17 protein-coding genes and 1 pseudogene are annotated in these 18,551 nt (G+C 53.9%); 11 read left to right on the top strand and 7 right to left on the bottom strand.

Annotation, left to right across the window (positions count from 1 at the left end; all coding sequences use genetic code 11):
- A pseudogene (locus ABNH10_RS14580) lies at positions 1 to 121 on the top strand (IS3 family transposase); the annotation flags it as partial.
- A gap of 77 nt (positions 122 to 198) precedes the next feature.
- On the top strand, positions 199 to 1,143 hold the full coding sequence (locus ABNH10_RS14575; protein ID WP_349386604.1) for a tRNA dihydrouridine synthase: 945 nt from the start codon (positions 199 to 201) through the stop codon (positions 1,141 to 1,143).
- A gap of 111 nt (positions 1,144 to 1,254) precedes the next feature.
- Here ABNH10_RS14575 and ABNH10_RS14570 read toward each other — a convergent pair whose 3' ends face one another.
- Positions 1,255 to 1,497 (bottom strand): hypothetical protein, encoded by a 243-nt coding sequence (locus ABNH10_RS14570; protein WP_349386603.1) that lies wholly within the window; start codon positions 1,495 to 1,497, stop codon positions 1,255 to 1,257.
- Positions 1,498 to 1,884: 387 nt separating this feature from the next.
- Between ABNH10_RS14570 and ABNH10_RS14565 the strand changes: the two genes are divergently transcribed.
- The 6 genes from ABNH10_RS14565 to ABNH10_RS14540 all read left to right on the top strand — a co-directional run bounded on the left by ABNH10_RS14565 (position 1,885) and on the right by ABNH10_RS14540 (position 10,353).
- The gene (locus ABNH10_RS14565; protein WP_011589437.1) at positions 1,885 to 2,142 is read left to right on the top strand and encodes a DUF4212 domain-containing protein; all 258 of its coding nucleotides are present in this window, start codon (positions 1,885 to 1,887) and stop codon (positions 2,140 to 2,142) included.
- 32 nt (positions 2,143 to 2,174) lie between these two features.
- Positions 2,175 to 3,971, top strand: a complete 1,797-nt coding sequence (locus ABNH10_RS14560; RefSeq protein WP_349386602.1) for a sodium:solute symporter family protein — start codon at positions 2,175 to 2,177, stop codon at positions 3,969 to 3,971.
- A gap of 115 nt (positions 3,972 to 4,086) precedes the next feature.
- Positions 4,087 to 5,898, top strand: a complete 1,812-nt coding sequence (locus tag ABNH10_RS14555; protein ID WP_349386601.1) for a DUF294 nucleotidyltransferase-like domain-containing protein — start codon at positions 4,087 to 4,089, stop codon at positions 5,896 to 5,898.
- A 28-nt stretch (positions 5,899 to 5,926) separates the two neighbouring features.
- Entirely contained in the window at positions 5,927 to 6,550 is a 624-nt protein-coding gene (locus ABNH10_RS14550; protein ID WP_349386600.1) for a 3'-5' exonuclease, read from the top strand.
- 38 nt (positions 6,551 to 6,588) lie between these two features.
- Entirely contained in the window at positions 6,589 to 6,804 is a 216-nt protein-coding gene (locus ABNH10_RS14545; protein WP_349386606.1) for a hypothetical protein, read from the top strand.
- 81 nt (positions 6,805 to 6,885) lie between these two features.
- Positions 6,886 to 10,353 (top strand): hybrid sensor histidine kinase/response regulator, encoded by a 3,468-nt coding sequence (locus ABNH10_RS14540; RefSeq protein WP_349386599.1) that lies wholly within the window; start codon positions 6,886 to 6,888, stop codon positions 10,351 to 10,353.
- A 286-nt stretch (positions 10,354 to 10,639) separates the two neighbouring features.
- Here the strand turns inward: ABNH10_RS14540 and ABNH10_RS14535 are convergent, their stop codons facing one another.
- Together ABNH10_RS14535 and ABNH10_RS14530 are read right to left on the bottom strand one after the other, a co-directional pair.
- Positions 10,640 to 11,290 (bottom strand): response regulator, encoded by a 651-nt coding sequence (locus ABNH10_RS14535; protein ID WP_349386598.1) that lies wholly within the window; start codon positions 11,288 to 11,290, stop codon positions 10,640 to 10,642.
- Between the two features lie 9 nt (positions 11,291 to 11,299).
- The gene (locus tag ABNH10_RS14530) at positions 11,300 to 11,503 is read right to left on the bottom strand and encodes a hypothetical protein (protein ID WP_349386597.1); all 204 of its coding nucleotides are present in this window, start codon (positions 11,501 to 11,503) and stop codon (positions 11,300 to 11,302) included.
- 371 nt (positions 11,504 to 11,874) lie between these two features.
- On the opposite strand from ABNH10_RS14530, the gene ABNH10_RS14525 reads away from it, so the two are divergent.
- The gene (locus ABNH10_RS14525; protein ID WP_349386596.1) at positions 11,875 to 13,080 is read left to right on the top strand and encodes a DcaP family trimeric outer membrane transporter; all 1,206 of its coding nucleotides are present in this window, start codon (positions 11,875 to 11,877) and stop codon (positions 13,078 to 13,080) included.
- 96 nt (positions 13,081 to 13,176) lie between these two features.
- Here the strand turns inward: ABNH10_RS14525 and ABNH10_RS14520 are convergent, their stop codons facing one another.
- From ABNH10_RS14520 to ABNH10_RS14505, 4 genes are all read right to left on the bottom strand, one after another.
- On the bottom strand, positions 13,177 to 13,575 hold the full coding sequence (locus ABNH10_RS14520; protein WP_349386595.1) for an ectoine synthase: 399 nt from the start codon (positions 13,573 to 13,575) through the stop codon (positions 13,177 to 13,179).
- Between the two features lie 68 nt (positions 13,576 to 13,643).
- Positions 13,644 to 14,948 carry a diaminobutyrate--2-oxoglutarate transaminase gene (gene ectB / locus ABNH10_RS14515; protein WP_349386605.1) on the bottom strand — a complete coding sequence of 435 codons (1,305 nt, stop codon included), beginning with the start codon at positions 14,946 to 14,948 and terminating at the stop codon, positions 13,644 to 13,646.
- Between the two features lie 65 nt (positions 14,949 to 15,013).
- Complete coding sequence (gene ectA / locus ABNH10_RS14510) at positions 15,014 to 15,556, bottom strand: diaminobutyrate acetyltransferase (RefSeq protein WP_349386594.1); 543 nt, start codon at positions 15,554 to 15,556, stop codon at positions 15,014 to 15,016.
- A gap of 4 nt (positions 15,557 to 15,560) precedes the next feature.
- Positions 15,561 to 16,097, bottom strand: a complete 537-nt coding sequence (locus ABNH10_RS14505; protein WP_349386593.1) for a MarR family winged helix-turn-helix transcriptional regulator — start codon at positions 16,095 to 16,097, stop codon at positions 15,561 to 15,563.
- 354 nt (positions 16,098 to 16,451) lie between these two features.
- On the opposite strand from ABNH10_RS14505, the gene ABNH10_RS14500 reads away from it, so the two are divergent.
- Both ABNH10_RS14500 and ABNH10_RS14495 read left to right on the top strand, forming a co-directional pair.
- Positions 16,452 to 17,036, top strand: a complete 585-nt coding sequence (locus tag ABNH10_RS14500) for a TRAP transporter small permease (RefSeq protein WP_349386592.1) — start codon at positions 16,452 to 16,454, stop codon at positions 17,034 to 17,036.
- Between the two features lie 51 nt (positions 17,037 to 17,087).
- Positions 17,088 to 18,368, top strand: a complete 1,281-nt coding sequence (locus ABNH10_RS14495; RefSeq protein WP_349386591.1) for a TRAP transporter large permease — start codon at positions 17,088 to 17,090, stop codon at positions 18,366 to 18,368.
- Positions 18,369 to 18,551: the final 183 nt, after the last annotated feature.

Genomic DNA, 18,551 nt, shown 5'->3' with positions numbered 1-18,551 from the left:
GGCAAGGGCTGACGTATTTAATTATATCGAGCGGTTCCACAACCCAAGAAGGCGGCGCAAGGTTGCAGCTCAAGATCGCAAGTTTACCGCCTTTTTAAAACCGTCCGTGGAAACGGGGTAGAACCCCATGGCGAGTCGTGTGCTGAAGGCTTGCCTGGTCAGATTTATTCGTATTCGGTGACGCGGCAGTAGCCTAGAATGCGCGCCATGAAATTGATTCTGGCTCCGATGGAAGGCCTGGCGGATTTTTGGGTGCGCCAGGCGCTGACCGATGTGGGCGACTATGACTGGTGTGTTAGTGAGTTTGTTCGCGTTAGCGGGCTGCTGCTGCCGCCCAAAGTATTTTACCGCTGGTGCCCGGAGCTAAAACTCGGTGCGCGCACCCGGGCGGGCACCCCTGTGCACCTTCAGTTGCTCGGTTCCGACCCGGCCTGCATGGCGGATAATGCGGAGCGCGCAGTGGAGCTGGGCGCGCCCGCCATTGATCTGAATTTCGGTTGTCCGGCAAAAACGGTGAATCGCCATCGTGGCGGTGCGGTGTTGCTTGATGAGCCGGACGTGGTGCATGCGGTGACAGCTGCAGTGCGCCAGGCGGTCCCGCCCCAGGTGCCGGTGTCTGTAAAAATGCGTCTGGGAAATGAAGATGACGCTCGCGCCCTGGACAATGCCAGGGCCGTGGTGGACGCCGGGGCGGCTTGGCTGACGGTGCATGGACGCACCAAGCGTCAAGGGTATAAGCCACCGGCGTTTTGGGACCGTATCGGCCACATTCGTGAGGCAGTGTCGATTCCGGTAATTGCCAACGGCGAAATTTGGACACCGGAGGAGGCTGGCCGAGCCCAGCAGGAAAGTGGTTGTGAGGATCTTATGTTGGGTCGAGGGGCGGTGGCCAATCCACTGCTAGTCTCGTTGTTGCGGTTCGGCGGCGAAACGACTTGGGATGCGATCTTGCCTATATTGCAACAATTTTGGGTGGACGTGGCTGATACCGGCACTGATGCCCAGTTAGCCGGGCGGATCAAGCAGTGGCTAAGCTACCTGCGCCGGCGTTGGCCGCAGGCGGCGCAATTGCTGGAACAGGTGAAACGAGAAACGAGCCCGGGGGTTATTGGTCGATTGTTGGCGGATTTTGAGCCGCAGTAGCCGTTAGCGTAAAAAATTGAAAGGGGAGGCAAGACGCCGAAATCCCCCCTATGGCGATCCGCCAGTGGGTGAAATGATTGTGCAAATTGCCTAATCCCCAGGGTAATGACCTCACATCCAGCGTGAGTTCACCGAAAAATTACCCAAGTGTACCGGTATCACGGTGTGCGTCTTGGCCGCATTGGCGGTTTCGTCCATGAAACTCTGTTGATAATGCTTGCTTTGCTTGTCCCGGCTGACACTGGCGGGTATGGCAAAGTCTGCCTGATAGCGCAGACGTGTCCGAACGCTCTGAATTAGCAGCGATCCGTTGGGGCGGTTATCACCACGCCGTAGCTTTTTTGTTCTTCCCATGCGTCTATCTGTGCCGTGCCGTGCAGGAAAACTTTCCGGTTATGAAATGGCTCCCTTAGCTGTCACCACGGCCACATTCAAGGCGTGGTCGAAAGGCCACAGCAGCACTAGATGGGCGCGCGCGATGCCATGTTTGCCAGCGCCTGGTCTATTCGGGAGGCGTCAGGCTCTATTCGGGTAAAAATTCACCGCTGAGCAGGCCTGCATTTTCAGTGTAAGGCCGGGCATTTGTGGCATTCGCTTGCGCCGGCCAGCAGGGGGTATGGCTTCGACTAAAGTCATACTGTGTCGCTAGCGTCCTTTGGTTAGTCTTGGTGTTGAGCCTATCCCTTGTTTGCCAGATGAAGGGGGGTGGCCTGATTTCCTGATGACGCAGAGGGACGAGTAATGAAAGAAGAAAACGCCCGCGCCTACTGGGCCGCTAACCTGCGATTGATATTGATCTACATTGCTATTTGGTTTGCCGTCTCTTATGGCTGCGGCATATTGCTAGTGGATGAACTCAATCAAATTCAATTTTTCGGTTTCAAACTGGGCTTCTGGTTTGCACAGCAGGGGTCTATCTATGTGTTCTTGGTGCTGATCATTAAGTACGCGCACTCCATGAATAAGCTGGACCGCAAGTTTGACGTCCACGAAGACTAACCGCTGAAACAGTAGATAAAGAGAGACATCCTATGGATATTCAGACACTCACTTATCTCTTTGTAGGCGGTTCGTTTGCGCTCTACATCGGGATTGCGATCTGGTCACGTGCCGGTTCGACGAAAGACTTTTATGTGGCTGGTGGTGGGGTTTCCCCTATCGCTAACGGGGCTGCCACTGCGGCTGACTGGATGTCCGCGGCATCGTTTATTTCCATGGCCGGGATTATTGCTTACTCAGGCTACGATGCGTCGGTGTACCTGATGGGGTGGACGGGAGGCTATGTTCTGCTGGCCATGCTGTTGGCGCCTTATCTGCGCAAGTTCGGCAAATTTACCGTGCCTGACTTTATCGGTGATCGTTACTACTCCAGCGTGGCAAGAACGGTGGCGGTGGTTTGTGTAATCTTCGTCTCCTTTACTTATGTGGCCGGACAGATGCGCGGTACCGGTATTGTGTTTGCCCGCTTTCTGGAGGTGAATGTGAATACCGGTGTGGTTATCGGTATGGCCATTGTTTTCTTCTACGCGGTGCTTGGTGGTATGAAGGGGATCACCTACACCCAGGTGGCGCAGTATTGTGTGCTGATTTTTGCGTTCCTGGTGCCGGCGGTTTTTCTTTCCATCATGATGACCGGTCACGTTCTTCCGCAAACCGGGTTTGGCGCCACGGTGCTGGATGCGGCGGGGGGTGACAGTGGTGTTTATCTGTTGCACAAGCTGGATCAGGTAGTAACGGACCTTGGTTTCACCGAATATACACAAGGCTCCAAGTCTACTATTGATGTCTTCTTTATTACTGCTGCATTGATGTGTGGTACTGCGGGTTTGCCCCATGTGATCGTGCGTTTTTTCACAGTGCCACGGGTAAAAGATGCGCGGATTAGTGCCGGCTGGGCGTTGTTCTTTATTGCCTTGCTGTACACCTCCGCCCCGGCTGTTGGTGCTTTCGCACGGCTCAATCTGATCGATACAGTGAATGAAACCCAATACTCCGAGCTGCCAGAGTGGTTCTATAACTGGGAAAATTCCGGGCTGATTGGCTGGGTGGATAAGAACGACGATGGTGCCGTGCAGATGCGGGCCGGCTCGCCTTTTGAGGGCAAGCCCACCTATGCGGGAAGCCGCGAAGAAACAAAGGGTAGCTACGGCGAGCGGGTACTGACCAATGTGCCTACCAATAATACGTCGGAAGTGTATATCGACCGCGATATTATCGTGCTGGCCAATCCTGAAATTGGTAACTTGCCGGGCTGGGTGATTGCTCTAGTAGCGGCGGGTGGCGTAGCGGCTGCACTGTCCACGGCTGCGGGGTTGTTGTTGGTGATTTCCAGTGCCATCTCTCATGATTTATTGAAGAAAACCCTGATGCCTGACATTAACGAGAAGCAGGAGTTGATGGCAGCCCGTGGGGCGGCAGTGGTGGCCATTGTGATTGCCGGTTACTTCGGGATTAATCCGCCAGGTTTTGTGGCGCAAGTGGTGGCGTTTGCTTTCGGCCTTGCCGCGGCTAGTTTCTTCCCGGTAATTCTCATGGGCATTTTCTACAAGCGCATGAACAAGGAGGGTGCCATTGCCGGCATGTTGGTCGGGTTGATTTTCACCTTCAGCTACATTGTGTTCTTCAAGTTTATCTCGCCGGAGCTGAACACTGCAGAACACTGGTGGCTGGGGGTGTCACCGGAAGGCATCGGGACTTTGGGTATGGTGCTTAACTTTGTAGTGGCTTTCTCGGTCTCCAGAGTGACGGCGCCTCCGCCGGAGCATATCCAGCATATTGTGGAAGATATTCGTATTCCGCGAGGTGCCGGTGAAGCGTCTGGACACTGATAAGACTTAAATAAAAGCCGGTGCGGGTGACAATTCCGTACCGGTTTTTTGCGTTTTGAGGGCGGCTGAAAGCTGGACAGAAAGGCACTAAAGAAAAACGGCAGGAGTGGCACTGATGATTGAACAGGAACTGAATCAGCATCCGTTCAGCTTGCTGAGTGAAGCAGGACGCCGCCGTTTGCAGGAAGGAACTGATCTGGCCTATTTTCAGCCGGAGGACATTATTCTTGACGCGGCCAGTACCAGTGATTCTGTGTTTGTGGTGCACAAGGGGTGTGTGGCAGAACTGGACGTGAATGCGCCGGATAACCGTCGTCAGGTGAATATTTATGCCGCCGGTGATTTGTTTGGAGCGATCAGTGTATTGAACGGACAAAGCCGTTATCGCTTTTTGGCCGAGCAGCAGACGCTGTGTCATTTGATTCCCGCCAGGCTATTCCTCGAGCTGTGCGAAAGCGAGCCCGAGTTTGGTCATTATTTTAGTCAGTGTCTGGCGGAGAAAAATCAGCGTTTGGCAGAGCGCCGTGAAGGAGGCGTTACTCTGGCGGGCTTTATGCTGGCGCGGGTGGACGAATGCATGCGAGCGCCCTTGATTATGCCGGAGCGCGCCACTGTGCGTGATGCGGTAGCCGCCTTGAAGCAGCACGGCGTGGATAGTGTGTTGATTGCTCACCGGCAGCATTACGCGATTGTTACCAAGACGGATTTATTGAGCGCTTTGGTGATGCAGGAACAATCGTCGGATACGCCGTTGGTTCAGGTGGCGGAAACCGAACTGGTTGCCGTTGCCCCCGCAGATTACTTGTTTGCGGCCCTGACCCGGATGACCCGGCACAAGGTGGCGCGGGTGGTGGTGATGGAGAGTAATAATGCGGTGGGGGTGGTGGAACTTACCGATGTGCTCAGTTTCTTTTCTAGCCGTTCATATGTGGTGGGGCTGGAAATTGAAAGGGCCGGTACCCTTGAGGCGTTGCAGCTAGCCAGTGCCCGCTTGCCGGATCTTGTGAACGCCCTTATGGCTCAGGGTGTAAAAATGCGCTTTGTGATGGATTTGTTGGCCTCACTCAATGGCCGCCTGATGAGTAAGGCTTATGAAATGGTGGTGCCTGCAGAACATCAGCGCGCCAGCCTGATCGTGATGGGCAGCGAAGGGCGCGGTGAACAGATACTGAAAACTGATCAGGATAACGGCCTGATTATTGGCGATCATCAACAGTGGCCAGGCTGTGATCAGGATATGCAGTGCTTTACTCGCACGCTGTTGTCCCTTGGTTATCCCCCTTGCCCGGGAAATGTCATGGTTTCTAACCCGGAGTGGACCGGGACGGTGTCACGCTGGCAGCAGCGTATCCATGATTGGGCGGAGGATCCCGGGGGAAAGGGGCTGCTGAATCTGACCATTCTCACTGATGCCCATACCGTGGCTGGAGATCCAGGGCTGATGGAAGCGGTACGCAGCACCTTGTTTTCCCGATGCAGTGATGATCAGTTATTGATGGCCCATTTTGCCCGTCCGGCTTTGCAATTTTCTACGCCGTTGAATTTATTCGGCTCGCTGAAGAAACCCCAGCATGGTATCGATATTAAGAAGGGAGCCTTGTTCCCGTTGATCCACGGCGTGCGAGCCATGGCCTTGCAGTGCCGTATTCGGGAAACCGCCACGTTGGCACGGCTGAAAAAGCTGGTGGCTGCCGGGGCTATGGAGCTTGCCTTTGCAGAGGACTTGGGTGAAGCGATGGAATTCTTTAGCGAGCTGCGGCTGTCTCAACAGCTGGCCAAATTGCGAGGCGAGAATACCCAGGTAGAAGATAATCATATCGTGGTGCAGCAGCTGTCTTCTCTGGAGCGTGATGTGCTGCGCGATGCCCTGCATCTGGTCAGCGATTTCAAGCAGCGCCTGTCGCGTCGTTTTCATCTGGAATACTGACGATGCCTGGGGACAAGGGAGAGTAGCGATGCTGCACTGGCAGACGTTTAAATGGCGCCGAATTTATGATCGATATTGCCATGGGCGCGGACCTTATGGGCATCTTTTCAGACCCTATAGCGGTGACCAGGTGGTGGCCATCGATTGCGAAACCACCGGGCTGGATAGTCGCACTGCCGAGCTGGTGTCTATTGCTGCGGTGGTGATAAAAGAAGGGCGGGTGCTGAGCAGCCAGAGCCTGAATGTGAAGCTGGCGGCTCCAGATAGCCTTAGCGAAGACAGCATTTGCATTCATCGGCTGAGGCCAGTGGACTTGGAGGGTGGGGCGAGTATCCGTGAAGCGCTAGAGGCGCTGCTGGCGTTGATTGGTAACCGGCCCTTGGTGGGCTGGTGTGTGGCGTTTGATGTGGCCATGATCAACCGCTATCTGAGACCGTTAATGGGCTTTGATTTGCCTAATGATACCCTTGAACTGTCTGCGCTATACCAGCGAAAAATGCGTTACTGGCAGCCCGATATAACACCGGATTTGCGCTTTGATGCCATGGCTTCGGCCTTGCAAGTGCCGGTAATTGAGCGCCATACCGCCCGTGGAGACGCGGTGACTAGTGCATTGATGTACCTGCAGTTGCAGAAATCAACACTTGGCTGAGTCAGTGTTTGCTTGGTAAGGAGAAAATAAACGTGCTGATGTTCTATGCTGAAAAAACCGCTCTGATTGCAGGCCTTTGTTTTGTTGCGTATGCCTACCTGCGTTACTGGCGGCGCACTGGTGATGGCCAAGGTTTGGTGATGTTCTGGCGCCGGGCAATGGCGTTGAATACGGTGGAATTTAAACTCCAGCGAGGGGGAATTGCCCTGTTGTTGGCCGCGGTGGCGCTACGTTTTACTCAGGCCCTACTATAAGCTCAAAAGGCAACGTCACAGGTGGCTGCGTATTAAACGTCGCCAAGCGTGGCATGTTACGGCCATGAATGGGGAGAGGCGGTGTTTTCACTGTGGCAATTAGGTGCGCTGGCATTGGCCTATGTATTGGTGTTGTTCGTTATCGCCTGGTGGGGCGATCGAGCCGCCAGGAAGGGACGAAAAACATTTCATAATGCCTGGGTGTACAGTCTTGGACTGGGCGTTTATTGCACCTCGTGGACGTTCTACGGTGCCGTTGGCGAAGCGGCTCAGAGTGGCTGGAACTATTTGCCGATTTATCTAGGGCCTATTATCACCGTGCTGCTGGGTGGCTCATTGATTTACAAAACGGTATCGGTGGCTCAGCAGCAGAACATTACCTCCATTGCCGACTTCCTGGCCGCCCGTTATGGGAAGTCTCGACGCCTTGCTGTATTGGTCACGCTAGTGGCTATTGTCGGAGTGTTGCCCTATATCGCCTTGCAGCTAAAAGCGGTGACCCTGTCATTTGATTATGTGTTGAAAGACTCAGCCCCCGGCCAGCTGGATACGGCATTGGTGGTGGCAGCTTTGATGGCTATTTTCACTCTGCTGTTTGGTACCCGGCATATTGATACCACCGAGCATCAGTCCGGACTGATGCTGGCGGTAAGTTTTGAATCCTTTATCAAGCTGGTGGCGTTTGTTTCTCTTGGGCTGTATTGCGTGTATGCGATTTTTGATGGGCCTGCAGATATGTGGCAGCAACTCAGCGAGCGTACCGATGTGATGCAGAGGTTTGAACCAACGCTGTTCTCACAAAGTTTCGTCACCGCCTTGCTGCTGTCTATGGTGGCGATTTTGTGCCTACCTAGGCAGTTCCATGCCGGCGTGGTGGAAAATAATGATATACGCGATTTGCGTACCACGCGTTGGTTGTTCCCCTTGTATCTGGCGCTGTTTGCCCTCTTTGTATTGCCGATTGTTATTACCGGGGTGATTACTCAGCCTTACTTGATCGGTCATGCGGATACCTACATGTTATCGCTGCCAATGGCCCAGGGCAGCCATGCCATGTTGGTGTTGGCATTCATTGGCGGTATCGCGGCGGCCACCGGCATGGTGATCGTCTCCACCATGGCGCTGGCAATCATGCTGACCAATGAAGTGTTGTTGCCCATGTGGCTGCAATCGCGCCTCAATGAAAAAGACCCGCTCCCGGATCTTGGCACTCAGCTACGCTTTCTGCGCCGGGCCAGCATCCTTGTTTTGCTGGGGTTAGCGTTTGCTTTCCATACACTCATCGATCGCTTTGATGGCCTTGCCAGTATCGGGTTGTTATCGTTTGCTGCGGTGGCGCAATTTGCGCCGGCGTTAATCGGCGCATTGTATTGGCGTAACGGTCATAAAAAAGGCGCCTTCGTCGGCTTGGCGATTGGGTTTGTGATTTGGTTTTACTGCCTGCTAATGCCGGTCCTCTTGCCGCTGGAATGGATGGCGGTGCTTAGTGAACAGGGGCTCTTGGGCCTGGGATTATTGCGCCCTCACGCTTTGTTCGGTATCGAAGGGTTGGAGCCGTTGACCCACGGTGTATTTTGGTCGGTATCGATTAATTTGGCCGCGTTTGTTTATTATTCCCGTCGGGCAAACCAGAATGCGCTGGATGAGGCCCAAGCGGCCCGATTTGTGGATATGCCCACAGACTGGTGGCGCGAAGGCATGGGGCACCCTTCCATCACGACCATTGAATTACTGGAAGTATGCAAGCGAGGGCTAGGCGACCCTCGGGCGGAGCCGTTGTTTTTTGATTACATGCGCCGCCGGGGCGTCTCTGAAGAACTGGAACTGCCTGCACCACTGCACTTGGTGCGTTATGTGGAGCGATTGTTGGCGGGTACCATGGGGGCATCGACTGCCCGTATCGTGATGAGTTCGTTGCTGCGCAAGCAGAACGGCCGACACGATGATGTGGTGCGGATGATGGATGAGGCATCAGAGCTGATTCAGTTTAACCATCAGTTATTGCGTACCACCATTGAGACTATCGCCCAAGGTATTTGCGTGGTCGACCGGGAAATGCAGATCGTGGCCTGGAATCAAGCCTACGTGAAGCTGTTCGATTACCCGGATGGGTTGATTGGTTTGGGGCGCCCAATCGCAGATGTGTACCGTTATAACGCAGAGCGAGGCTATTACGATGGAACGAACCTGGAAGAAAATGTCACTCGGCGAGTGCAGTTATTGCGCGAAGGTTATGCCCACCAGTTTGAGCGGGAACTGCCCAATGGGATCGTAGTGGAAGTGCGCGGCACGCCCATGGTTGGGGGCGGATTTGTCAGTACCTATATGGATATCACTGAACGCAAAAACGATGAAAAAGCATTGCGTCAGATCAATGAGAATCTGGAACAAATGGTTTCCGAACGCACCCGCAAGCTCTCGGAATTGAATGCTAAGCTCGCCCAGGTTAATGAAGGAAAAACCCTGTTTCTGGCAGCAGCGGGCCATGACTTAATGCAGCCATTAAATGCGGCGCAACTGTTTGCTTCCTCACTGCGTCAGCAGTTACGCCGTCAAGCTGATGGCCAATTTGATCACGAAGTGCAGGTGCTCGGGCACATTGATAGTTCATTGCAGGCCGCCGAACAAATTATTTCTGCATTGCTGGAAATCAGTAAGCTGGATACTGGAACCATGACTACGCATATCCACCCTTTGCGGCTGTCTACACTGATGATTCCACTGGGGCAAGAATTTACGGCTTTGGCTCAAGCGCAAGGATTGCAATTGCGGTGTGTGCCCAGCAGCGCCGTGGCGGACAGTGATGAAGTGCTGTTGCGGCGGGTGCTACAGAATCTGTTGTCCAATGCGGTTCGCTATACGGAGTCTGGCCGTATTTTGTTTGGCGCACGTAGGTTTCACAGTGCAGTGCGAATTGATGTGTGGGACACCGGGCCAGGCATTCCTGATGATCAACACGAGCAGATTTTTCGGGAATTCCAGCGCTTGCCCCAGCTCAATAACCGTCAGCCAAAAGGGCTGGGTCTGGGCCTAGCCATTGCCGACCGGGTCTGTCGTCTGCTCGGGCATGCTTTGACGGTGCGATCCTGGCCCGATAGCGGTACGGTTTTCAGCGTAACGTTGCCGCTATCGAAAGCTGGTGTACCGCCACTGCTACAGGATGAGCCCTTGCATGAACGCCGAAATATCCAGGGCGTGCGCGTGTTCTGCGTAGATAATGATGCGGCGCTGCTGGCCAGCTTGGTGGCGGCACTGGAAAGCCTTGGCTGCGAGGTGGTGGCCGCTCGTGGCTTGCAGGAGGCAGAGCAAAAGGCAGCGAAAAGCTGGGTGCCGGATGTGATACTGGTGGACTTTCAGCTGGACCATGAAGATGGTTTTGAGGTGATCGAGACTCTCGATCATTGCTGGGAAGATGTAGTCCCGGCGATATTAATGACCGCCGACCGACGCCAAGACGTGCGCGCCAGAGCAGAAGAGCAAGGGGTGGGGTTTCTACAAAAACCGATTTCAGAAGCGATACTGCGGCGGGCCTTGGAAGGGATTCTGTGAGCTACGAGCTACGAGCTACGAGCTACGAGCTACGCTCGATTCGATAAAGAAAAGTTCCCAAAGCCGCCACCAGTCTATGTCGTTGCTGCAGGAGCAGTGTTTTGGGTGCGAACCGGGCGTACGTCTGACGGTGAGCGACGCAAATAATTTTCTGCTAGAACCCGCCTGAGACAACCTCTCCCCTTTTTTTCTTGCGTCAACGGTGGTGAGCTGTGTTTGATTTTATCTTGCACCTGGTCGTCAGTGACGGCGCGTCTAGCAGGCGTATCTCTTCAACGTTTGCGAATTAGTTCAGCCCGGGCGGTTCGATGGCCAGATCTTTCAATGCGAGCACTGCCTGGGTGCGATTACGAACGCCCAGCTTGCGAAAAATAGCGGTCATGTGGGCTTTCACCGTGGCTTCTGACACATCCAGTTCGTAGGCGATAACCTTGTTTTGCATTCCCTCCATCAGCATGCCCATGACACGGAATTGTTGCGGCGTCAAACTGGTAATCCGATCACTCATGGCTGAGTGATCGGGCAAGGTGGGCGGCATGGCCCGGCGCGCTTTTTCCGGTAACCAGCGTTCACCATCCATGATTTTTCGCATGGCCTCGGTCATGGTGTCCACGGAGGATGACTTGGGAATAAAACCGTCGGCACCAAAGTGAATGGCCCGCTGTATCACGTTCACGTCTTCGGTGGCAGAAATGACCACCACGGGAACTTTTTTGTATTGTTCGCGCAGGTACACCAGGCCGGAAAAGCCATGGGTGCCGGGCATATGCAGATCCAGAAGTATGACGTCAAAAGGAATCCCTTGCTGGCCGAGCTCCTCCAGGGTGGCCAGCGAATCCGCTTCGTGGATGGCGGCACCGGCAAAACTGGTGTCTACAGCCTGTTTCAATGCCGCACGGAAGAGAGGGTGATCATCTGCAATCAGTATGGTCGTCATGATTCTGATTTAAGCATGTTGATGCGCAGAACCCAAAAGAAATGGCGTGATAAAACTCGCTTTTTGGGGCGTGCAGCGGCAGAGAAAGACAAACAGAAAATAGCCATGTTTCATCATCGCCCACCTAGCATTTGATCCAGCAGTAGCCTCTCCGCTTCGGGAATCCTGAGTATATAAATTCCATTCTGCTGCCTTGATGCTGAACGTGTTCACTAGGCTCTCCCCACTTGTTGATGGAGTTGCTGATATGTGATTTGTCGGTGCTACTGGTCCGGAGAGTCCGCTTATCACAGCAGTGCAATGTTTTTTAACCTGCATGCGAAGTTTTCTGCCCACAGGGCTTCCTTGCTGCAAAGAGTATTCACAGGAAACAAATAAAGCCGAAAGCCTGCTCTGAGTCTGCGAAAAGAGGAGGCATGACTGAATTAGACCTTGGTCTTATTTTCGCAAAGGAGGGGGTCTTCGGCGTTTTCCGGCGTGTGCGCACAGGCGTACGACCTATGGCTAATGGTGAGTCAGGGGAACGCTCAGCAAGCTATCAGGAAAACTCATCGACATGCTGAAGACAATAAGAGGGCAGGGCCATGATAGCAAGAAAAGCCACGTACCTGTGCGGTGCCTTGGTGTTGGCGCAAGCGGGGGGCGCCGTTGCGGATACCACGCTGGAGGAACGTATTGTTGTGCTTGAAAAACGCATGGATGGTATCAAGAGGGGTAATACCCAAATAGATTTTGGTGGCTTTATCAAAGCAGATACCATGATGAGTAAATACAGTGATGGCGATCTGGATAAAGGCTCTACCGGCCGTGACTTCATGGTCCCCTCAACCATTCCCGTTGGTGGCGGTGGCAGTTCGGAGGAGCTGGACTTTATCGCCAAGCAAAGTCGTTTCTGGCTGAAGAGTGAAACGATGACTTCCGCTGGTACGGTTCGGGGGCATATCGAAATTGATTTTCAGACCACGGGCCAGGGGGATGAGCGCATCAGTAACAGCTATTCGCCCCGTATACGCCATGCTTATCTGGCTTGGGGAGACTGGCTATTCGGACAAACATGGTCCACCTTTTTCAATGTAAGTGCGCTGCCGGAAACGTTGGATTTCGTCGGTGCAGCGGGCACCGTTTTTGAACGCCAACCACAGATACGTTATACCTCGGGGCCGGTAATGCTGGCTTTTGAAAACCCCTCTACGACCTTATACGGTGGTGATAGCAACCCTAGCGAATATGACGACAACAATGTTCCAGATATCGTTGCTCGCTATAACCTTACCGGAGGTTGGGGCAATGTGAGTCTGTCGGCAATGGGCAGACAGTTGAAATATGAAGATGACGTTGGTGGCACACCTTATGAGGAGGATAAATATGGTTACGGCTTGTCTGTTGCCGGCCGTGTCATGCTGGGCGCCATGGACGATATTCGTTTCCAGGCGCACTACGGTAATGCTTTGGGGCGGTATACCACGCTCAATGCGTTCCGCTCGGGGCAAATCGAAGCAGATGGCAGTATTGAGTTGATTGATCAGTGGAGTGGTGTGTTGGCTTTGCGTCATCACTGGAGTGATCGCTGGCGTTCCAATTTCGCAGTTTCTGTAAGTGAGGCGAATAACCCGGATACTGTGGCCGCAACCACCAGTAAGAGCATCCAGAGTGCCCACGCCAATCTGATCTGGCAGGTGGCAGAACCCCTGACTCTCGGTGGTGAGCTGATCTATGGCAGTCGGGAAATTGAGAATGGTGATGACGGCAACCTGAAACGGGTGCAGTTCACCGCCAAATATGCCTTTTAGAAAGGGGAGTTATACGCGAGCATGCAAAAACGGGACACCGAAGCGTCCCGTTTTTGCATGCAAGTACGTTGCGTACAGCGTGGGAGACGTTTTTTCTTAATCCACATCCGCCGGGTACACACCGTTCTCGTCGTGCACTTCCTTGCCGCTCAGCGGTGGTGTGAAGGCACAGGCGACAACCATATCTTCGTTTTCGCCACCGTAAAGATAATGCTCGTCGTGTTCGTTGAGCAAGTAGATAGTGCCTGGGGTCAGGTCGTACACTTTGCCGTCGTCCAGGGTTTCGACCTTGCCGCTCCCGGAAATGACGTACACAGATTCCCAGTGGTTGGCGTATTTAATGTGGGTTTTGGTGCCTTTAAAGATGGTTGTGATGTTAAACGAGTGCCCCATCTTGTCTTCTTTCAGTGACAGGCGGACAGACTGCCAGTTGCCATTTTCGGCTTTAACACAGCGGTCAGACTTTTCGGCTTCAGCCAGAGTGCGAACGATCATGGGTAACTCCTGAGCTAAAAAATTGAGGAAGGAATAATGCTCCCCCTATAAGGGGGAGCGGGAATCGCTTAGGCCGTGATGCTGGCGACTGAGTGTGCTTCACCGCGTTTGATGCGGTCAGTCATCACTTCGTCCACGCTCTCTTTAACGATCTCAAGTGCGCGAACCAAATCTTCTTCACTAATCGTCAGAGGGCACAGGGTTTTAATAACCTGGTCATCGGCACCGGATGTCTCAATCACCAACTGACGTTTGAAGCAGGCTTTGGTGATTTCACCAGCGACTTCGCCATCGCGAGCCACCAGGCCCTGCATCATGCCGCGGCCGTTGAGATAGAACCAGTGATCATCGTAGCTGGCAGCGATAGCACGGAAGTGGTCGGTAATAATGTCCGCTTTCTTCTGTACTTCCTTGGCGAACTTGTCGTCGCGCCAGTAGTGGTTCAGCGCTGCTGCGGCAGTGACGAAGGCCAGGTTGTGGCCACGGAAGGTACCGTTGTGCTCACCTGGCTTCCACAGATCCAGTTCCGGCTTCATCAGGACCATGGCGAAGGGCAGGCCATAGCCGCTCAAGGATTTGGACAGGGTGATGATGTCCGGGCTGATGCCGATATCATCAAAGCTGAAGAAAGAGCCGGTACGACCACAGCCAGCCTGGATGTCATCCAGAATCAGCAGCATGTCGTGCTTGCGGCAGACTTTTTCCAGGTTGCGCAACCAGTCGAAGCTGGCTGCGTTGATGCCGCCTTCGCCCTGTACGGTTTCCACGATTACGGCGGCAGGATGGTCAACACCACTGGAGGAGTCGCCCAGCACTTTGTCCAGGTATTCGGTGGTGTCGAAAGCATCCCCCAGGTAACCGTCGTACGGCATTGGCGTTACGCCGCCCATGGTGACGCCCGCTACGCCACGATGGTGGCTGTTGCCGGTGGCGGCCAAAGCGCCCAAGCTGACGCCGTGGAAGCCGTTGGTGAAGCTGATGATGTTCTCGCGATCCTTGATGTTACGGGCAATTTTCAATGCCGCTTCCACCGCGTTGGTACCGGTGGGGCCGGTGAACTGCATCACGTGATCCATATCACGGGGTTTCAGAATTGTTTCATAGAAGGCATCCATGAATTCCCGTTTGGCGGCAGTGTGCATGTCCAGGCCGTGAACGATGCCGTCACGCTGAATGTATTCCAGCAGCTTTTCTTTCAAAACGGGGTTGTTATGACCGTAGTTCAGGGTACCTGCGCCGGCCAGGAAGTCGATGTACTCCTTGCCGTTTTCGTCGTACAGATAGCTGCCTTTAGCCTGGTCGAATACCACCGGAAAGCTACGGGCATAACTCATTACTTCCGATTCGTGGCTTTCAAAAATGTCTGTATCCATGGTTCCTGTAGTCATGATTCCTGGTCCTCGCTTGAATTCGGATTGTTTGCTGGTTCGGGCTGCGTTTACGCGTCGTCGCGATTGAATGGGCCGATACGCAACAAGTATTCGTCGTTATGTTCGCCGGCAAAATGAATGCGCGAATCGAACAGAATGAATTCTTCCGTTGGCATGCTGCGCTGGTAGGCGAAGCTGCGGAACATACCCCATGAGGCTTCGTTGTCCGGGGTGATGGTGGTCTCGATAAACTGAACGTCGGTGCTTTCTTCGCGTTCGATCAGTTCGCCGAGCATGCGCTTTGCCAAGCCCTTGCCCCGGGCTTTTTCATGTACCGCTACTTGCCAGACAAACAGTACGTTCTGCTGTTTGGGGGGAATGTAGCCGGAAATGAAGCCGACCAGATCGCCATCCATCTCTGCCGCCACTGAGGTATCAGCAAAGTGAGTGCACTGAAGGAGGTTGCAGTAGACGGAATTCTCGTCCAGCGGCTTACACTCGCTGATCAGTTTGTGGACCCGGCTGCCGTCCTGGCTTTCGGGCTTGCGAAAGGTGATTTCATCCGATTTCGCGGTAGAGGTGTCTGTGTTGTTCGCATCGTTTGCAGGCATGGTTTCACTTATGGTCCGTTTTGGAGAAAGAGTTTGCGTCCCGGCGGGTATTCATCTCTACCGCCGGCTGCGCGCGATCAATGGCACCCAAATCCAGCACCGGCGAGGCATCAATATCGCCAGCGTTCATCATGGCAGCGACCCGTTGTAGGGAGCTTAGAATTAAAGATTGCTCCCAATCTTCAAGGCGGTCAAAGCGTTCGATGAATTCGTCCTGAAGCGGGGTGGGGGCCTTCTCGATGATATCCAGGCCGGCGGAGGTCAGGTGGGCGTATACACGACGTTTGTCTTGTTCGCCGCGCTTGCGGCCCAGCAGCTCCCGCTTTTCCAGGCGGTCGAGAATGGTGGTGACGGTGGCCTGACTCAGGGAGACCTCATTGGCCAGGTCGCCCATGGTCATTTCACCGTGCGCCGAAATCGCCTGCATGATCAGAAGCTGAGGCGACGTGAGACCGGAAACTTTGCTCAGTTTGCGAGAGTAAAGATCCGTGGCGCGAATAATTTGTCGTAATGCGATTAGCACGTCTTCGTGTCTGGCCATTGCCGAAAATTCTCGTGATAACAAAGTAATGTGACCAAAATTAGACATGGTTTGTCTGCAATCACCTTTGAGATGTAAAGAGTCCATCTCTATAAAAACAGGGCAATGGCGAGTAATTCCTTGCGATAATTGGTAGGCTATCTTAGAGATAAAACATTTAGATGTCAAAATAAATACTGATCAGTGACAGTGCTCTGTTCGGTCGCTTTTTCTCTATTGCTTGCAGACTGGGTCTTTACGAGGACCCCTGCATCAGGGCAGGCTGCTATGACAGTGGTCAGTGTTTTGGTTACCAAAGCTCTGCTTAAGTTCCCGTAGCCGGGTCTGTTTCGTCGTCGTGTTATAGGCGTTGCCATGATGATTGATTCCTTTCTTCTCGCTCTTTCCTGGTTGGACCGCACTCTGGGTGTCATCGAGCGTGTCATTATCGCAGGCTGCATTTTGGTCATGGCACTGTTGATGAGTGTCCATGTGGTCGGGCAGGCCTTATTTGATGAAGGCATACCCGGCACTTACGAGGTGGTGAAAATGCTGATTGTGGTGCTGACGTTCGTGGGGTTGGGTTATGCCGCTCGCCACGCCCGCCATATTCGAATGTCCGCCATCTATGAGCAGCTCAATGGTAAGGCGCGTAAAAGTTTGCAGATGGTTATCTGTTTGGGCACGGCAGCGCTGATGTTCTATTTCGCCTGGAAGTCGGGCCAGTATGTTTTTGATATTCAGGAGCGTGGCCGAGTGAGTGCCTCATTGCAGGTGCCCATGTGGCTGGTCTATCTGTCGTTGCCGGCGGGCTTTGGCATGGCGGGGATCCAATACATGCTGACGTTCACCCGTAATGCGGTGTCGCCGGGCATCTGGCGGTCGTTCAACGAAAAAGAAACCTACGAGGCTGTACCGGTGGCTGCGGGCACGGTAGATGATCAGGACGGTCAGCGCTAATGCATGGCCGAGCTTTTGCTGTGAGTACTGCGGAATGAGGGGGTTGCCACTGTGTTAATCATTCTGGCTGTGATCATGCTGGTGTTGCTGATGATGGGCTATCCCATGATGGTGCCGCTGGCGGTGGGGACATTGTTCATGATGTTCACCGGGCTGACCTTTTTTGGTCCGGACCAAGCGGTGACCTGGATGGTCAATGGGGTTGGCAGCTGGGTGCTGGCAGCGGTGCCCATGTTTATCTTTGCGGCGGATATTCTTACCAAGGGGCATACCGCCAACCGGCTGTTGGATCTGGTGGATGCCTTTACCCGGCATTTGCGCGGCGGCTTGCCGATTACCACTGCGGTCTCCTGCGCCGTGTTCGGTGCGGTGTCCGGTTCTACCCAGGCCACCGTTGTCGCTATGGGTGGGCCCATGCGCCCGCGTCTGTTGGCCAAGGGTTATTCCGATAGTTTCGCGTTGGCCTTGATTATTAACGCCAGTGATATCGCCCTGCTAATCCCGCCCAGCATTGGCTTTATTGTGTATGGCGTGGTGATGAAAACCTCTATCGGTGACCTGTTCCTGGCCGGTATTCTGCCCGGCTTGTTGGTGCTGCTAATGTTCTCTGTATATTGCTGGGTTGGCGCGAGAGTTACAGGGATTGAGCCGGAAGAACGGGCTTCCTGGGGGGACCGACTTAAGGCAATGCGGGGGGCTATCCTGCCACTGGGCTTCCCGATTCTAGTGGTGGGTGGGATTTATGGTGGTTGGTTCAGTGCGGTCGAGGCGTCGGCCATTGCCGTGGCGTATGCCTTGCTGCTGGAAGTGGTAATTTTCCGCAAGGTCAGTGTCAAGGATCTGGGCGGCCTGGCGCTGTCATCAGGGATGATTACCGCAGTGGTATTCATTCTGGTGGCCATTGGCGCGGCGTTTTCGCATACCTTGGGCACCGCTGGTATTCCCGAGAAGCTATTGGGGCCGGCCATTGAGTCCATTGGCCAGAACCAGGTGGCGGCACTGGCATTGATCGCCGTGGCGTTCTTTATTGGTTGCATGTTCGTGGATCCGATCGTGGTGATTTTGATTCTGGTGCCGATCTTCAAGCCGCTGATCGAATCCGCCAATCTTGACCCGATTCACGTAGGGGTTATTGTTACCCTGCAGGCGGCTATTGGTTCGGCTACGCCGCCGTTTGGTTGCGATATCTTTACCGCTATCGCGGTATTTCGTCGCCCTTACCTGGAGGTTATCCGGGGCACGCCACCGTTTATCTTCATGCTGCTGATCGCCACCTTTATTCTTATTCTGTTCCCGCAATTGTCATTGTGGTTGCCGGCCCTGGGGGGCTGATCAATGCGATGGTTTGGCGTGTTGCGACCGCGGCCGCAGAGCGGCACAAAAAAGCTCGCACAAGGCGTAATGCTGTTCACTTAAGCATTGCGGTCTAAAGCAGGGCCTTGGAAAATCCGGCTTTCATTCACTGGAAGCCGGATTTTTTGTGTCTCTTCAACAGTCTTTGTTCGATATTGATAG

Origin of the sequence: Alcanivorax sp., assembly GCF_040119285.1 — a bacterium.
In the GTDB taxonomy this organism is placed as follows: Bacteria; Pseudomonadota; Gammaproteobacteria; order Pseudomonadales; family Alcanivoracaceae; genus Alcanivorax.
Note: the sequence above shows the minus strand (reverse complement) of the source record. Positions and strands in the feature narration are given on the sequence as shown.

Bases quoted from the DNA above. Each gene is read 5' to 3' on its own strand.
- ABNH10_RS14575 (WP_349386604.1), top strand. From the start codon at position 199: ATGCGCGCCATGAAATTGATTCTGGCTCCGATGGAAGGCCTGGCGGAT.
- ABNH10_RS14570 (WP_349386603.1), bottom strand. From the start codon at position 1,497: ATGGGAAGAACAAAAAAGCTACGGCGTGGTGATAACCGCCCCAACGGA.
- ABNH10_RS14565 (WP_011589437.1), top strand. From the start codon at position 1,885: ATGAAAGAAGAAAACGCCCGCGCCTACTGGGCCGCTAACCTGCGATTG.
- ABNH10_RS14560 (WP_349386602.1), top strand. From the start codon at position 2,175: ATGGATATTCAGACACTCACTTATCTCTTTGTAGGCGGTTCGTTTGCG.
- ABNH10_RS14555 (WP_349386601.1), top strand. From the start codon at position 4,087: ATGATTGAACAGGAACTGAATCAGCATCCGTTCAGCTTGCTGAGTGAA.
- ABNH10_RS14550 (WP_349386600.1), top strand. From the start codon at position 5,927: ATGCTGCACTGGCAGACGTTTAAATGGCGCCGAATTTATGATCGATAT.
- ABNH10_RS14545 (WP_349386606.1), top strand. From the start codon at position 6,589: ATGTTCTATGCTGAAAAAACCGCTCTGATTGCAGGCCTTTGTTTTGTT.
- ABNH10_RS14535 (WP_349386598.1), bottom strand. From the start codon at position 11,290: ATGACGACCATACTGATTGCAGATGATCACCCTCTCTTCCGTGCGGCA.
- ABNH10_RS14525 (WP_349386596.1), top strand. From the start codon at position 11,875: ATGATAGCAAGAAAAGCCACGTACCTGTGCGGTGCCTTGGTGTTGGCG.
- ABNH10_RS14520 (WP_349386595.1), bottom strand. From the start codon at position 13,575: ATGATCGTTCGCACTCTGGCTGAAGCCGAAAAGTCTGACCGCTGTGTT.
- ectB (WP_349386605.1), bottom strand. From the start codon at position 14,948: ATGGATACAGACATTTTTGAAAGCCACGAATCGGAAGTAATGAGTTAT.
- ectA (WP_349386594.1), bottom strand. From the start codon at position 15,556: ATGCCTGCAAACGATGCGAACAACACAGACACCTCTACCGCGAAATCG.
- ABNH10_RS14505 (WP_349386593.1), bottom strand. From the start codon at position 16,097: ATGGCCAGACACGAAGACGTGCTAATCGCATTACGACAAATTATTCGC.
- ABNH10_RS14500 (WP_349386592.1), top strand. From the start codon at position 16,452: ATGATGATTGATTCCTTTCTTCTCGCTCTTTCCTGGTTGGACCGCACT.